At 32.5% G+C, this 13,982-nt stretch carries 14 protein-coding genes, 1 pseudogene and 1 CRISPR repeat array; of the genes and pseudogenes, 9 read left to right on the top strand and 6 right to left on the bottom strand.

The annotated features are described in order from the left end of the window. Positions 1–75: 75 nt before the first annotated feature. Positions 76–2,601, bottom strand: a complete 2,526-nt coding sequence (locus MEFER_RS02835; protein WP_015791122.1) for an ATP-dependent helicase — start codon at positions 2,599–2,601, stop codon at positions 76–78. After that, positions 2,589–3,257, bottom strand: coding sequence for a formate dehydrogenase accessory sulfurtransferase FdhD (gene fdhD / locus MEFER_RS02830; RefSeq protein ID WP_015791121.1), 669 nt, complete (start codon positions 3,255–3,257; stop codon positions 2,589–2,591). Before fdhD ends, MEFER_RS02835 begins: the two co-directional genes overlap by 13 nt. Positions 3,258–3,320: 63 nt before the next feature. Here fdhD and MEFER_RS02825 point away from each other — a divergent pair, with 63 nt between their 5' ends. Together MEFER_RS02825 and MEFER_RS02820 are read left to right on the top strand one after the other, a co-directional pair. Continuing rightward, positions 3,321–3,878 (top strand): MBL fold metallo-hydrolase, encoded by a 558-nt coding sequence (locus MEFER_RS02825; protein ID WP_015791120.1) that lies wholly within the window; start codon positions 3,321–3,323, stop codon positions 3,876–3,878. Beyond that, a complete protein-coding gene (locus MEFER_RS02820; RefSeq protein WP_015791119.1) occupies positions 3,875–4,333 on the top strand; it encodes a flavodoxin family protein in 459 nt (152 codons plus the stop codon). The genes MEFER_RS02825 and MEFER_RS02820 overlap by 4 nt, the downstream gene beginning before the upstream one ends. 369 nt (positions 4,334–4,702) lie before the next feature. Next, positions 4,703–5,072: a CRISPR direct-repeat array (repeat unit 31 nt; unit sequence GTTAAAATCAGACCGTTTCGGAATGGAAATT). 174 nt (positions 5,073–5,246) lie between these two features. Here MEFER_RS02820 and fbp read toward each other — a convergent pair. Further along, positions 5,247–6,407, bottom strand: coding sequence for a fructose-1,6-bisphosphate aldolase/phosphatase (fbp, locus tag MEFER_RS02815; RefSeq protein WP_015791118.1), 1,161 nt, complete (start codon positions 6,405–6,407; stop codon positions 5,247–5,249). A gap of 146 nt (positions 6,408–6,553) precedes the next feature. Here fbp and MEFER_RS02810 point away from each other — a divergent pair, with 146 nt between their 5' ends. Further along, on the top strand, positions 6,554–7,444 hold the full coding sequence (locus MEFER_RS02810) for a selenium metabolism-associated LysR family transcriptional regulator (protein WP_015791117.1): 891 nt from the start codon (positions 6,554–6,556) through the stop codon (positions 7,442–7,444). 28 nt (positions 7,445–7,472) lie between these two features. Here the strand turns inward: MEFER_RS02810 and hisE are convergent, their stop codons facing one another. The 3 genes and pseudogenes from hisE to MEFER_RS08495 form a co-directional block, all read right to left on the bottom strand. Beyond that, complete coding sequence (gene hisE / locus MEFER_RS02805; RefSeq protein ID WP_048056300.1) at positions 7,473–7,760, bottom strand: phosphoribosyl-ATP diphosphatase; 288 nt, start codon at positions 7,758–7,760, stop codon at positions 7,473–7,475. A gap of 12 nt (positions 7,761–7,772) precedes the next feature. Then, positions 7,773–8,189, bottom strand: coding sequence for a 6,7-dimethyl-8-ribityllumazine synthase (gene ribH, locus MEFER_RS02800; protein ID WP_015791115.1), 417 nt, complete (start codon positions 8,187–8,189; stop codon positions 7,773–7,775). A 48-nt stretch (positions 8,190–8,237) separates the two neighbouring features. Further along, positions 8,238–8,405: pseudogene (locus MEFER_RS08495) on the bottom strand (gamma carbonic anhydrase family protein); the annotation flags it as partial. Between the two features lie 232 nt (positions 8,406–8,637). Between MEFER_RS08495 and dmpI the strand changes: the two are divergent. From dmpI to MEFER_RS02770, 6 genes are read left to right on the top strand one after another with little or no spacing between them, the layout of a single operon-like run. Then, positions 8,638–8,820 (top strand): 4-oxalocrotonate tautomerase DmpI, encoded by a 183-nt coding sequence (dmpI, locus tag MEFER_RS02795; protein WP_015791114.1) that lies wholly within the window; start codon positions 8,638–8,640, stop codon positions 8,818–8,820. Between the two features lie 17 nt (positions 8,821–8,837). Further along, positions 8,838–9,437 (top strand): FmdE family protein, encoded by a 600-nt coding sequence (locus MEFER_RS02790; protein WP_048056299.1) that lies wholly within the window; start codon positions 8,838–8,840, stop codon positions 9,435–9,437. Position 9,438: 1 nt separating this feature from the next. After that, a complete protein-coding gene (locus MEFER_RS02785) occupies positions 9,439–9,900 on the top strand; it encodes a GbsR/MarR family transcriptional regulator (protein WP_048056298.1) in 462 nt (153 codons plus the stop codon). Positions 9,901–9,906: 6 nt separating this feature from the next. Next, entirely contained in the window at positions 9,907–11,064 is a 1,158-nt protein-coding gene (locus MEFER_RS02780; protein WP_015791111.1) for an efflux RND transporter permease subunit, read from the top strand. A 21-nt stretch (positions 11,065–11,085) separates the two neighbouring features. Beyond that, entirely contained in the window at positions 11,086–12,762 is a 1,677-nt protein-coding gene (locus tag MEFER_RS02775; protein ID WP_015791110.1) for a COG1361 S-layer family protein, read from the top strand. A gap of 56 nt (positions 12,763–12,818) precedes the next feature. After that, the gene (locus tag MEFER_RS02770; RefSeq protein WP_015791109.1) at positions 12,819–13,973 is read left to right on the top strand and encodes an MFS transporter; all 1,155 of its coding nucleotides are present in this window, start codon (positions 12,819–12,821) and stop codon (positions 13,971–13,973) included. Positions 13,974–13,982 lie beyond the last annotated feature (9 nt).

The following is a 13,982-nucleotide window of genomic DNA, read 5'->3' as shown; positions in this document are numbered from 1 at the left end:
TTATTATTGTATTATAAATATTAAAAATAGTTAATGTATGGTATGGTTTTAAGGGTATATAAATCTAATGTCATTCTATTTATTTCTTTTCATTGAGATGAATTCCATAACCTTCTTGTGAAGTTCTGCAATCATCTTCTTCTTATCTTCCATAAACACAACATCTGATGAGGCTGAGACAACCAAATTAAATGCAAACGGTGAAGGAGAAGGTAACTCTAAATAATAAATTTTCCTCTTTTTAACTTTTTCAAAATAATCTAAAGCATTTTCAATATCTAAGCTATCCTCCAAAATTTCCCTTATTGTTTCTCTATATAGAGGATGATTAACCTCTTTACAGTATTTTAAGAGCATTTCAGCATTAAACTGTTGTCTGTCAACGCTTATTTTTCTCTTCATATATCTCCTCAAAATCATAAATCCTCTTGTAGCTACGTGCCTAAATCTCCTCTTTAAAATCTCACTCCTTTCTATACTCTCCTTTACATTTTTAACAATATCCAAATTAAAAAGCTCTACTATATCTACCCTCTTTATCTTCCTATTTTTTGGAAGTATTAGGGCAAAGCCGTAATCATTTACTGATATCCTTACATTACATTTCTTCATTTTTGAGATATAGTTGGCGAAAGCCCTTGCAATTGCCTCATTAGCCCTCCTCCCAGCCACAAAGTGGAATATATAATATCCCCTCTTCTCTTCTTCAAAATGCTCTATCAATATCTTTTCATCATCTGGAACTATTGCAAATTTGTCCTGCTCTTCCATATAGTTTTTAATTGCTTTAGCTGTCTTTTCATCCACATCATATTTCTCTTCAATATCTTCAATATCTGAAAATAAAGCTTCTTTCCTAAATTTTTCAATGTCTAAAGCTAAATCATAAGCTAACGGCAACTGCTCAGAAAACCATGCTGGAATAGTTGGTTTTTCATCAAAAACCTCTTTAACTCTAATTTTATTTCCTTTCCCTCCTAAACATTTGTAAGTTCTTCCCCCTAAAACAAAAACATCTCCCTTCATCAACTTTTCAGCAAACTCTTCCTCAACCTCTCCAACATATTTACCATCCGCAATAACAGCTACTGACGTTTCATCTGGGATAGTTCCAACATTCATGTAGTATATTGCCCTAACGCTCTTCCCTCTCCTTCCAAATTTGTTATCTTTAAGCCAAATTTTCGCATAAACGCTTTTTTCTTTAATACCTCCAGCTAAATAATTTAAAACATCTAAAAAATCCTCTTTACTTAAATCTTTGTATGGATAGGCTTTTTTAACTAAGTTGTAAGCCTCATCAACGTCCCAAACCTTTTCTAAAGCCATTCCAACCAAATGTTGGGCTAAAACATCCAGGCAGTTTTTTGGAATGTAAACCCTGTCAATCTTCCCAATTTTTGCATCATATGCTAAAACCACATTTTCTACCAAATCATCTCTATCAAATGGAATTATAATTCCTTTACTTTTTTCATGCAACCTATGCCCACTTCTACCTATCCTCTGTAGAGCCCTTGAAACACTTTTTGGAGAGCCGAGTAGAATAACTAAGTCGATACTTCCAATATCTACACCTAATTCCAATGATGTCGAGCTAATAACACATTTAAGCTCTCCTTTTTTCAATTTCTCCTCAACTTCCAACCTATGTTCTCTACTTAAAGAAGAATGATGGGTTTCTATTTTTTCAACTCCCATCTGCTTTAAATAAAACGCTACTCTCTCAGTAGCACTTCGTGTATTTGTAAATATTAAGGTTGTTCTATGCTCCTCTATAAGCTTTTTTAACAAACTGTAGAGTTTTTTACTAATCTCTTCTGAAGAAGTATAGATAAAATCATCTACTGGTGAGATGACCTTTATCTCAATCTCTTTTCTATAGCTAACATCTACAATATAGCAACTCCTTCCATTTCCAACTAAAAATTTGGCAACCTCGGTTAATGGAGAGATAGTTGCTGATAAACCAATTCTTATAAAATTGGCTATTCTATTCAACCTCTCCAAAGAAAGGGAAAGATGAACCCCTCTTTTGTTAGTTAAAGCGTGGATTTCATCAACTATGACATATTTAATTCCTTCTAAAAATTTAGAAAATTTCGGAGAGTTTAAAGCAATAGCCAAAGATTCTGGAGTTGTTATTAAAATATGAGGAGGTTTTTTTAGCATTTTTTGTTTTTGTGAGCTTGTCGTGTCACTTGTTCTTACAGCAACTCTAATCTCATCCAACTCTACACCAATCTCCTTAGCAACCTCATAAATTTCTTTTAATGGCTCTTTTAAATTCCTTTCAATGTCATTGTTTAAAGCTCTTAATGGGGATACATATAAGATATAAATCCTATCTTCTAACTTATTTTCCATTGATAACTTTATCAATTCATTTATCCCTGCTAAAAAAGCTGATAATGTCTTTCCACTACCAGTTGGTGAGCAAATTAAAACATTCTTTCTTTCATGGATTTCTTTAATTGCATACCTCTGCGGAGGTGTGAAAGTTTTATACTTTCTTCTGAACCATTCTTTAACCGGCTCTTCCAAAATTTCATAAATCTCTTCATCAGAATACTCTTTTTTTAAATATTCTATCCTTCCCATAATCTCCCAGTATAGATGTTAAATTTCCCATTTCTTGCAAAACCTATTAATATGATGTTATTTTCCTCTGCCAAATCAATGGCTTTATCTGTTGGTGGAGATTTTGAGACAATTGTCTTTAAATCGCTATTTACAGCCTTTTTTACAATTTCATAAGGAATTCTTCCGCTATATCTCAATATTAACTCATTTAAATTGTAGTTGTTTAATATGGAATAACCAATAACTTTATCAACTGCATTGTGCCTTCCGATATCCTCAACAAAAATTATCTCATTTCCTTTCAAATCAAACATTGAAGCCCAGTGGAAGCTTCCAGTAATTTCCCAATATTTGGGTTTTATTTCATAAGAGATTATTTTTTTCAAAGTTTCAATATCAATTTTTATTTCTTTATTATTTTTAGTTTTATTGGTTTTTTCTCCAAAAATATGTATGTTTTTATCCTCAATCTTAACTTTATCAACTTTATCTAAAAATCCTTCACTTATGGCAAATCCTACAGCAAACTCATGTAAAAAATTTGGAGATAATGATAAGGGCCTAACAAACTCTTCATTGATAAAAATATTATAGCTTTCTTCAACAGCTACATAGTCCTCAACATCATGAAATTTTTTGCCATCAAACCTTTTTATTTTTACTTTTTTAATCATATTAACCCTCAATAATATATATTAGTATGTTTAAATTTTATTTAAAGTTTTAATGGTGGAAGTATGATAAAGCTTCTATATGAAGGTATCTTAATAAGGGAAAATAACATCATTAAAAAAGCTTCTTCATCATCAACGTTGATTATGACAAATAACAACAACATAATCGTTGATACCTCAACTAAGGATATGAGAGATGTCATTATTAAAGGTTTATCTGAGTTAAATTTATCCCTAAATGATATAGATGTGGTCATAAATACTCATCTTCACTATGATCATATAGAAAACAACGATTTATTTAAAAACGCTACTTTTTATGCCTCTCCAAGGGAGTTTGGATTTAACAATAACTTTGAAGATTTTAGGAAGTTTAAAGATAAAGAAATTGAGATTATTGAAACGCCTGGGCATACTTACGGCTCTATATCTGTTATTTATAAAGATTATGTTGTTGTTGGCGACGTCTCCCCATTAAAAAACAACATTTTAAAGATGATTCCTCCAAAATTAAATGTGGATGAAAAATTAGCTTTAGAGAGTTTAAAAAAGATTAGAGAGTTGAAAAAGAACGTTATCACTGGACATGAGGGAATTGTTTATAAGGAGGAGATATTATGAAAGCTCTAATTTTATATAAATCTATTCACCATAAAAATACTGAGAAGATAGCTAAGGCAATAGCTGAAGAGTTAAATGCAGATGTGTATGATGTTGATAAAGTAAAGCCGGATATAATTGATAATTACGATATTATCGGCTTTGGGTCTGGAATTTATTTTGGAAAGCATCACAAATCATTATTTAAATTTTTAGATAAAATTAATAAAACAGATAAAAAAGCTTTCATTTTCTCCACAGCTGGAATGCCGTTCTTAAAGAATATGTTTCATAAAGAACTTAGGAATAAACTAAAAAGCAAAGGATTTGAAATTATTGGAGAATTTTCTTGCAAAGGTTACTACACTTATGGTATTTCTAAATTATTTGGTGGTTTTAACAAAAATCATCCAAATGATGATGATATAAAAAAGGTAAAAGAATTTGCTAAAAATATTTTAAAAGAGTTAAGATGATATTTATCTCACTGAAAGAGTTCTATTTTCGAAATAAAGGTTTTTTATGACTTATTTTTAGATTTTAAGGATTTTCAAAAAATTTCGAAGGGTAGCTTATTTTAATTATTTTAAGTATTTAGATTAATTAAATTATAGGCATTTTTAAAAGATTTTAACTAATTATCTTTTAAAATAAAGTTCCCACAATAAATAAGTTATATTTTAAAAAATAATAGCTTTAAAATTCTTTTTTAGTCATAAAAAGCAAAATTTATATACGAGCAGAGGTATATAAATAAATAGGGTTAAGTGCCCTTCGACTTATAAGGTAGGGAAAAATATAAATATTAAGAATGCTGAAAATATACTTATCTCGAATAATTGCCTGTTAAAATCAGACCGTTTCGGAATGGAAATACCTTGTTATCTTAGCTCATATTGTAACAACACATGTTAAAATCAGACCGTTTCGGAATGGAAATGGGAGCATCGTCTAAGTCAGGCTTTGAAGAGCTACCTAAAGTTAAAATCAGACCGTTTCGGAATGGAAATTTTCTAAAGTTAGCAGGTTGGGAGTGCAGTAATAAAGTCCTGGTTAAAATCAGACCGTTTCGGAATGGAAATTGTAGATGCTCTCTTTTTTATATCCTTCATCAATTAAGTTAAAATCAGACCGTTTCGGAATGGAAATTACAAATTAGACAGCATGGCTTAATCACGCATATTGTTAAAATCAGACCGTTTCGGAATGGAAACATAATACCATGAATGAGAAAATAGACTAGTACAGTATGGAAATTTTACAATAAGTTATAACTAAACTTCTGAAAGAACAACATATAAGCCCTTTATTAATTTTGGTAAAAAAGTAAATGAACTTCCCAAAATGTTTTAAAAATTTAGAAAATAAAAAATAATATTGCTAATTTACCTATTCAACTTCTCCTCTATCTTTTCTTGTAATTCCCCCCTCTTCTACTAACTCTAAACCTTCTAAAGGAATAAATCTATCTTCTAAAGCTTTTAAAACCTTTGGAACTGTTGTGTATTCCATCATTGTTGCTGGTAATCTGTGTGGTTGGAATGGACCCATTCTTCTTATTATATCTGCCATCTCTAATGCCTTTTCTCTTGCCTTATCAAAGCCCTTATCTGCAAATAAATCGTTAGGACCAATTAACATTCCATCGCAAACTTGGAACCCTAATGCTATAATTCTTGCCGGTCCGTCAAATCTTGTAGGTGTTGCATCCTCTTCTCCAACTGGCATTAATGGACCCCAGTGGCTACCTCTCATCCATCCTGGAACAAAGTGTGGGTTAGCAAATGGCTCTAAGACCTCTCCAACTGCTGGGAATCCACTTTGAGCTCTAACTATAGCAACTGGGTCATCTTTACCAACATACTCCCCAGCTATGTAGTTTAATTTTTCAGTACTGACAACAGCAGCAATTTCATTATCTCTTCTTCTATAAACTCTTTTGATTGCATACTTCTCATAGTCTCCAATTAAAGCTAAGAGCATATACATCTCTTCTGGAGTGTCTAAAAATACTTTTTTATGCCCAACAATATCGTGAACTTCAAACTTAAATCCTGAAATCATTGAAGGGTCGAAAACTAAACCAGCTGTGTTAAATGGATCTGCGAACATCTTGTATAATGGGTAGTTAAATGCTGTTGGATCAGTCTTATCACAGCAGAAAACAACGATTGGCTCACTCTTTCTTTCAACAAATTCCATCTCAGCACATCCTGGACCCATACCTCTGACGTTACCTGAAAAGCTGTCAGATAATAAATCCTGTCCAGCTCCATAGAGTTTTAGTTCTTTAGCTACTTTTGTTGCCTCTTCAAAAGCATCCCAAGCTAATTTATGAACTTTTTCATTATCGCAACCTAATTTGTGGCTCATTATTAAATCAATATCATCCCCACATCTTGTGACATAATAATCCAATATTATCTCATCAACAGCCTCCTCCAAAACAGCTTCACAAGCTTCTAACAACTCATCTGGAGCTAATGAGTGTCCACATAAACCTCCAACATCCGCCTTTATAACGCTGATTGTTACTTTATCGTTTTCCATACGAACTCACCATTAAATTTTGTTATAATACTTTTGACATTTTGGATAATCCCGTATATAAACTTAACTTTTAATTTACGCATTAACTTTATATATGGGAACTATTAGTTATCCTAATAGGAATTAAATAGTATAAAGGTGATAATTTGGATCCAAAAATAAGTTACTTCCAAACATTCATAGTTGCAAGTAAAACAAAAAGTTTTTCGAAGGCAGCTAAAAGATTGGGGATTACTCAAGGAACTGTTAGCAATCACATATCAGCTCTTGAGAAATATTTTGATGCCCAACTCTTTTTAAGAACTCCAGAAGGTGTTGATTTAACCCCGGAGGGAAAAATATTTTATGAAAGAGCTGAAAAAATTTTGGATTTGTTGAATGAGGCAAAATTGTTAATGAGAGCTATACACGAAAACCCAGAAGGTTTTATTAGAATTTATGCATCAACAACTCCTGGGGAGCATATACTCCCATCAATCATCAAGGAGTATAAAAACACTTACAAAAATGTTGATTTTGAGATTACAATAACAGACTCTGAGAGATGTTTTAAAGCTTTGGATGAAGGATTAGCTGATATTGCTGCAGTAGGTTATTTGAAAAACAAAAACTATGAGCATACAATTATAGGAAAGGATAGGTTGGTTTTAATTGTTCCACCAAATCATCCACTTGCAGAGAAAGGTGTAGCCAAGCTTGAGGATATATTAAAGGAGGATTACATTGACAGAGAAGAAGGTTCTGGAACAAGGGAAGCTTTTATAAAGGCTTTAAATGATAAAGGCTATTCAATAATGGATTTAAATGTAATAATGAGATTGGGTAGTCATTCAGCAGTTATAACTGCAGTGTCTGAAGGTTATGGAGTTAGTGTTGTCTCAGAAATCCCTGCTAAAAAGGCAGAGGATGCTGGTTTAGTTAAGATAGTTCCAGTCGTAGATTTAGATGTTGTTAGGTATTTATATTTAGTTAAAAGTAGAAGACCTAAAAATCCAAGTGCAGTTAAATCATTCTGGGAGTTTGTCACAAAAATTTAAAAATTAAAAAATATAAAATAAATAAAAATTATTTTTTTCTTCTTTCAAACTCTTTTAAAAGCTCTTCAAACTCTATATTTTTGTAAGCTAATAACACCATTGTATGGAATATTAAATCAGCAGCTTCATAAATAATCTCATCCTTTTTGTCATCTTTAGCCGCCAATATTAACTCTGTTGCCTCTTCTCCAACCTTTTCACATATTTTGTTTATTGCAGTTTTTTTGTCATCGATTGTTAATCTTGCAACATAAGAGCCTTCAGGTTTCTCTCTAATCCTCTGCTTAATAACCTCATAAACTTCCTCCAAAATCATAAACATCACTTCTTATTCTTCCAAAGCTTTTAATCTCTTAACCATTTTAACAGCCGCTTCAACAGCTCTCTTACCGTAATCAACTCTTTCCTGAGCTTGTAATCTTGTCATACCTGGCCCTGAAATACCTAAAGTTACTGGTTTATTGTACTCTAAAGATAAATCAGCTATTTTTCTCGCTGCGTTATGAACAACTATCTCGTCATGCTCAGTTTCTCCTTCAATAACACATCCAATTGTTACAACTGCATCAACATCTTCCTTTTCCAGCAATTTTTTAACAGCTAAAGGCATGTCAAAAACTCCAGGAACTACAACTTTGTATTTAACTTTAGCTCCTAAAAATTCAGCATGTTCTTCAGCAACTTTTTCCATCATATAGGTTATATCCCTATTGAATTCAGCAATTACAAAGCCGAGATTTACCATTTTACCACCTTTCAATAAAGATTTTTGTTATCCTATTTAGTCCAATTTTTATTTATAATTTTCTAAAGTTTCAGATAATTTAACGTATCTCAATGCATTCTCTTTTATACTTTTAATCTCCTCATCTGTAAGCTCTCTAACAACTCTACCGGGGACACCTAAAACTAAGCTATTTGGTGGAATTTCTTTATTTTGAGTGACTAATGCGTTAGCTCCTCACATCTCCAACTATTACAGCTCCTTTAGCTATTCGTGCATTTTTTGAAATCATCCTTTCACCAATTTTAGGTAGCTAAATAATTATTTAAATTTAACATAAAAATTTAACATTAACTGCATTTCAATTTTTCAATTAATGAATTTTGATAAGGTTTATATACCCGATGTTTATTATAATCTTTTGTTCAATTTGTTCAAAAATTTTTGAACATTAGCTGAGGTGAAAAGAATGCCAACAATAGTTATAGAAGGACCAAAACTTAATGTTGAAAAGAAGAGAGAACTCGTTAAGAAAATTTATGAAATAGCTTCAGATATTTATGGGATAGGTCATATAGTAATCCTTATTAAAGAAAATTCTCCTGAAAATGTTGGAATTAATGGAAAATTATTGATAGATAGGAAAAAGTAATTATAATGGTGATTAGTGTGGATGAGGAATTAAAAAAAGTTGTTGAATTTCATGGGCATCTTTGTCCAGGATTGGCTATTGGTTATAGAGTAGCTAAATATGTCCAAAAATTTTTCAAAAAGTCAGAGGATGAGGAGTTAGTAGCTATTGTTGAAAACAACTCCTGCAGTGTCGATGCAATACAGTATATGCTAAGCTGCACCTTTGGAAAGGGAAATTTGATATTTAAAGATAATGGAAAGCACGTCTATACCTTCTATTCAAGAAATACTGGAAAAGCAATTAGAATTTATTTTAAAAAATATATGTTTGAAGAATTTAGTGATAAATTCCATGTTAAAGAGTTCCTTAAAAAATACAACTCTGGAGAGTTAAGTAAAGAAGAATTGGAATTATTTAATAAAATAAGATCTGAAGCAACCAACAATATACTAAATGCCAAAGATGATGATTTATTTGATGTAAAAGAGGTTGAAATAGAACCTCCTAAAAAAGCTAAGCTCTTTCCATCCATAAAATGTCAAGAATGTGGGGAGTATTTCATGGAAATTAAAGGAAGAGTGATAAATGGGAAAATTGTCTGTAAAGAATGTTTTGAAAAGCTGGTTAGGGGATAGGATGGAAGAAGCTAAGAGATTAATTATTGAACTGTTTTCAGAGATTGCAAAAATTCATGGGCTTAACAAATCTGTAGGGGCGGTTTATGCCGTTCTATATTTATCCAATAAACCTTTAACAATCTCAGATATCATGGAAGAGTTAAAGATTAGCAAAGGAAATGTTAGCATGTCTTTAAAAAAACTTGAAGAGCTTGGATTTGTAAAAAAGGCATGGATTAAAGGGGAAAGAAAAAATTATTACATAATTGTTGATGGATTTACATCATTTAAAGATGTTGTTAAGAAAAAATACAATTTAATTGTAAAAGCTTATGAAGATCTAAAAAAATTGGAGGAAAGTTGTAGTGAAGAAGAGAGAGAATTTATAAAGCAAAAAATTAAGGGCATTGAAAGATTAAAAAAAGTTTCTGAAAAGACGCTTGAATTGTTTGATGAGCTTGAAAAATGTAATATAAGGTAGATAACTATGTTAAAAGAAATTCTAAGCAAAGTTGGTGAATTTTCGGCAAAAAAACCAATGGTTGTGATTGGGATAGTTATCTTATTAACGATATTTGCTGCAACATTCATACCAAATATAAAGAAACAAACATCATATGAAAAAATGCTTCCTCAAGACCTTCCTGAAGTTCAGGAGGTTTATGAGGTCAGGGATGAATTTGGAGGAACGGATATTGTTACAATAGCAGTGAAAGTGGTTCCATCAGATTCAAGCGATAAAGTAACTGACATAAGAGACCCGAGGGTTCTAAGAGCGGTGAAAATGCTTGAAGATAACTTAAAAACAGTAGATGGAATAACAAGCGTTTCTTCTCCAGTAGATGTTTTAATAGAGATGAATGGAGGGACAGTTCCTCAAAGTATTGATAGAGTTAAGGAGCTTATGAGGTATATCCCCGAATCACAAAGAGAGAGGATGTTCAACAAGGATTACTCAGTGATGGTTATTACAGCGTTTACAGATGTTGGTGCAGATGAAAAGAAATGTGATGCCCTTTATAATGCAGTTAAGGAGAGAATTGAAGAAACTCCCTTCCCAGCAGGAGTTGAGGCAGTTCCAACTGGATCAATTCCAATGAGTGCAATTGTTGGACGTCTAATGGATGAGAGTCAAGCGGTAACAACTACAGTTGCTTTCCTTGCCATAATGCTGATTATAGTCCTTCACTTTAAAAAAATAACGTCAGTTGCGTTATTATCACCATTGATATTCACCCTTATCTGGACTGGAGGGTTTATGGGATTATTTGGACTTCCATTGGATATGGCTACAACTTCAGTAGGTTCGTTAATTTTAGGTTTAGGTATCGATTATGGGATTTACTTTGGAAGTAGGTATAAAGAAGAGAGGGAAAAAGGAAAAAGTCCAGAAGAAGCTGCAATAACAACTGTAACGTATGCAGGATCTTCAGTTTTAGCAAGTGCAGCAACAACTGCAGCAGGGCTTTTATCATTGACTATAGCTCCACTTCCAGCAATGGCAAACCTTGGTAAGGTTTGTGCAGTAGGGATTGCGTTCTGTTGTATCTTAACAGTTGTGTTCTTACCAGCAGTATTGGTGCTTGAAGATAAATATCTCCTACCAATGATGGCAAGATTAAAAAGAAGATTAATGGGGCAATAAAAATTAAATAATGGTGATTTTATGAATGTAGGAAGATACAAGCTTGGGTTAAAAGAAGTATTTAAAAAGATAGCTTTGTCGATGATTTTGCTTGTGGCTATATCTTCAGTTTCTGCCTTACAGGTTGATGAGCTTCAGTATCAGCCTAACGTCATTCATCCAGGGGATGACGTTGATGTTTGGATTAAGGTAACTAACGACAATTATGATGATGAGGTTAAGGACATAGTTGTTGAAATATCCCCACACTATCCATTTGAATTAAGGCAGGTAAATCCAATTAAGGGAAAGGCAACAATAAGCCATCTAAACCCTGGAGAAGCTGATACCGTCCACTTCAAACTACATGTTGATGAAAACGCTCCATCAAGAGATTATAGGATTGATGTGAAGGTAAGTTATGATGAAGTTGATGATGAAGACACTCACCACTACGAATTCACAAAAATATACTACATACACGTATATGGAATAGCAAGCTTTGAAATTGGTGGGAATTTTAGCTTAATTCCTTCAAAGACACAAACAGTTCCTATTAAAATTGTGAATAAAGGAACTGGAACCGCTAAAGAGGTTAATTTATATGTGGGATATTCTTTAAGCTCTGTAAATGCAGGTTCTGAGTCAATAACAATCTCTGCCTATGGAACAACAAAAAATCAGCAGAAGGCTTTATATTACCCAATAGCAGTTCCTTTATCTAATCTGCCAATTTCACCAGTAGGAGAAACAAAGTTCTATATAGGAGCTTTAGAGCCAGGTGATGGTAAGGTAATAAACTTAAACTTACATACTGCAAGTAATTTGGTTGAAGGTAGCTATCAAATTCCTGCAGTAATTACATGGATAGATGAAGATGGAACTAAAAGGGCTGAGCAAATAACTATTGGAGCTTATGTAAAAGGAGACATAACATTGGATGTATCAAATGTTGTAACCGACCCCGTAGAAATAAAGCCAGGAATCACTTACGCAAGAATTGATGTAACAGTAACAAACAATGGACATGCAGAGGCAAAAGATGTTGAATTAAGATTAGTAACTGATGAACCATTTGAAGATAGCTGGAGTAACTGCAATATAAAAAATATTGGCAACTTATTGCCAGGAGTTTCAAAAACAGTTTCTTTCTATGTTGATATAGATAAATACGCCCCTGCTAAACACTACAAACTACCAATTGAAATCACTTACTTAGATGCAGCAAACAACGAATATAAAGCTGAAAAATATATAGACATTTATGTTAAACCAAAACCATTATTTGAAATTGTAACAAAAGAAGTTAATGTAATTGCTGGAAGAGACAACCAAGTACAGATAATGATAAAAAATATTGGTAACGAAAAAGCGGAAAGAGTTAAGATTTCAGTAATTAAAATATCAGGACAGCCGTTTGACTACCCAGTTAAAAGTGACACCATAGGAACTCTCTACCCTAACCAAACAGGTGTTGGATCTATAACAATAACACCAGACAGAAGTGCTGAATCAAAACCATATTATATAACCTTAGAAATAAGATGTGCTGGAGATAGTGAAGAAGGAGACGACAACGTCTATGTCTACCAAGAACCATTAAAAGTAGTTGTGAAAAACTCTGCTTCAAAGGCTTGGTCATTGTTGGGAGTATTAGCGGTAGTTGTAGCTATTGCGTTAGTTGTGTGGTATGTATTCAAGAGAAAAAATAAAGAATAACTCTTTTTCTTTTTATTTTTTAGATTGGTATAAAATTTTAAATTTTCGGTGGTTTTATGAAATTTTTTGGCGGAGATATTTTTATCGTTTGGATTACCACATTCATAACAATGCTTGGCGTTGGATTCATAGCTCCAATAATGGCAATATTTGCCCAAACACTGGGGGCTTCAAATTTGGAAATTGGCATAATATTTGGTTCATTTGCACTAGCAAGGACTATAGCTCAAATTCCTGTTGGGGTGTTATCTGACATATACGGGAAGAAATTTTTCATCGTTTGTGGAACCTTTTTTTATGGAATTTTTACCTTAATGTATAGTTTTGTTAGCAGTGTTTTAGGTCTTTTAATTGTGAGGATTTTTACAGGAATCTTTTCAGCCTTTGTAACACCTGTAGCTGGCTCTTATATAGCTGCTATAGCTCCAAAAGGGCGATTAGGAGAGTATATGGGAATTTTTAACTCATCAATTACATTGGGTTTTGGAGTTGGACCGTTTGTAGGAGGGCTTCTCGCAGATATGTATGGGATTAAAACGCCATTTTATGTTTGCGGATTTTTGGGAATTTTGGCAGCGATTATAAGTTATGCAAAGTTGAAAGATATAGCTTTCAATGAAAATATAAAAAAAGATATTAAGGTATCAAATTTGTTTTCTTATGAATTTTTAAAAAATAGGAATTTCTTATCCTCTTTTATTATTAACACCTCTTATATAATGATAAATTCAGGAATAATTGCCTATTTGGCGTTATATGCAATCATGTATGGCATCTCCATATCTCAAGTTGGTTTTATAATTGCAGCAACAAACATATTAATAGCTATTTTTCAAAGAAGATTTGGGAAACTCTACGATAAGTTTGGGAATATAACCATTATTATTGGAGTTTTTATAGTAGCTTTAGGCATGTATCTGCTTTCAATGTCAACAACATTTTTGAATATATTAGCTTCATTAACAATTGTGGCAATTGGCGGCTCGATAACTTCAAATTCAACAACCTCTCTCGCAATTAAAGATATTCCAATATACAGGAAGGGCGAAGCTATGGGGCTTTTTACAACAAGTATAAATATTGGGATGCTTATAGGTGCAGTTTCATTTGGATTTTTGGCAGATATTTTAGGAATAGCAGGGATGTATAAGTTTTCAGCAATATTTATAATCCTCATTGGAACTATCTGTTATTTGAATATAAAAAAATAATTTAATGAG

Source organism: Methanocaldococcus fervens AG86, from assembly GCF_000023985.1.
Lineage (GTDB): Archaea > AGJL01 > Methanococci > Methanococcales > Methanocaldococcaceae > Methanocaldococcus > Methanocaldococcus fervens.
This window is presented reverse-complemented; position numbering and strand designations above follow the sequence as displayed.

Excerpts from the sequence above, each read along its gene's own strand:
- MEFER_RS02835 (WP_015791122.1), bottom strand. The coding sequence starts at position 2,601 with ATGGGAAGGATAGAATATTTAAAAAAAGAGTATTCTGATGAAGAGATT.
- fdhD (WP_015791121.1), bottom strand. The coding sequence starts at position 3,257 with ATGATTAAAAAAGTAAAAATAAAAAGGTTTGATGGCAAAAAATTTCAT.
- MEFER_RS02825 (WP_015791120.1), top strand. The coding sequence starts at position 3,321 with ATGATAAAGCTTCTATATGAAGGTATCTTAATAAGGGAAAATAACATC.
- MEFER_RS02820 (WP_015791119.1), top strand. The coding sequence starts at position 3,875 with ATGAAAGCTCTAATTTTATATAAATCTATTCACCATAAAAATACTGAG.
- fbp (WP_015791118.1), bottom strand. The coding sequence starts at position 6,407 with ATGGAAAACGATAAAGTAACAATCAGCGTTATAAAGGCGGATGTTGGA.
- hisE (WP_048056300.1), bottom strand. The coding sequence starts at position 7,760 with ATGATTTTGGAGGAAGTTTATGAGGTTATTAAGCAGAGGATTAGAGAG.
- ribH (WP_015791115.1), bottom strand. The coding sequence starts at position 8,189 with ATGGTAAATCTCGGCTTTGTAATTGCTGAATTCAATAGGGATATAACC.
- dmpI (WP_015791114.1), top strand. The coding sequence starts at position 8,638 with ATGCCAACAATAGTTATAGAAGGACCAAAACTTAATGTTGAAAAGAAG.
- MEFER_RS02785 (WP_048056298.1), top strand. The coding sequence starts at position 9,439 with ATGGAAGAAGCTAAGAGATTAATTATTGAACTGTTTTCAGAGATTGCA.
- MEFER_RS02780 (WP_015791111.1), top strand. The coding sequence starts at position 9,907 with ATGTTAAAAGAAATTCTAAGCAAAGTTGGTGAATTTTCGGCAAAAAAA.
- MEFER_RS02775 (WP_015791110.1), top strand. The coding sequence starts at position 11,086 with ATGAATGTAGGAAGATACAAGCTTGGGTTAAAAGAAGTATTTAAAAAG.
- MEFER_RS02770 (WP_015791109.1), top strand. The coding sequence starts at position 12,819 with ATGAAATTTTTTGGCGGAGATATTTTTATCGTTTGGATTACCACATTC.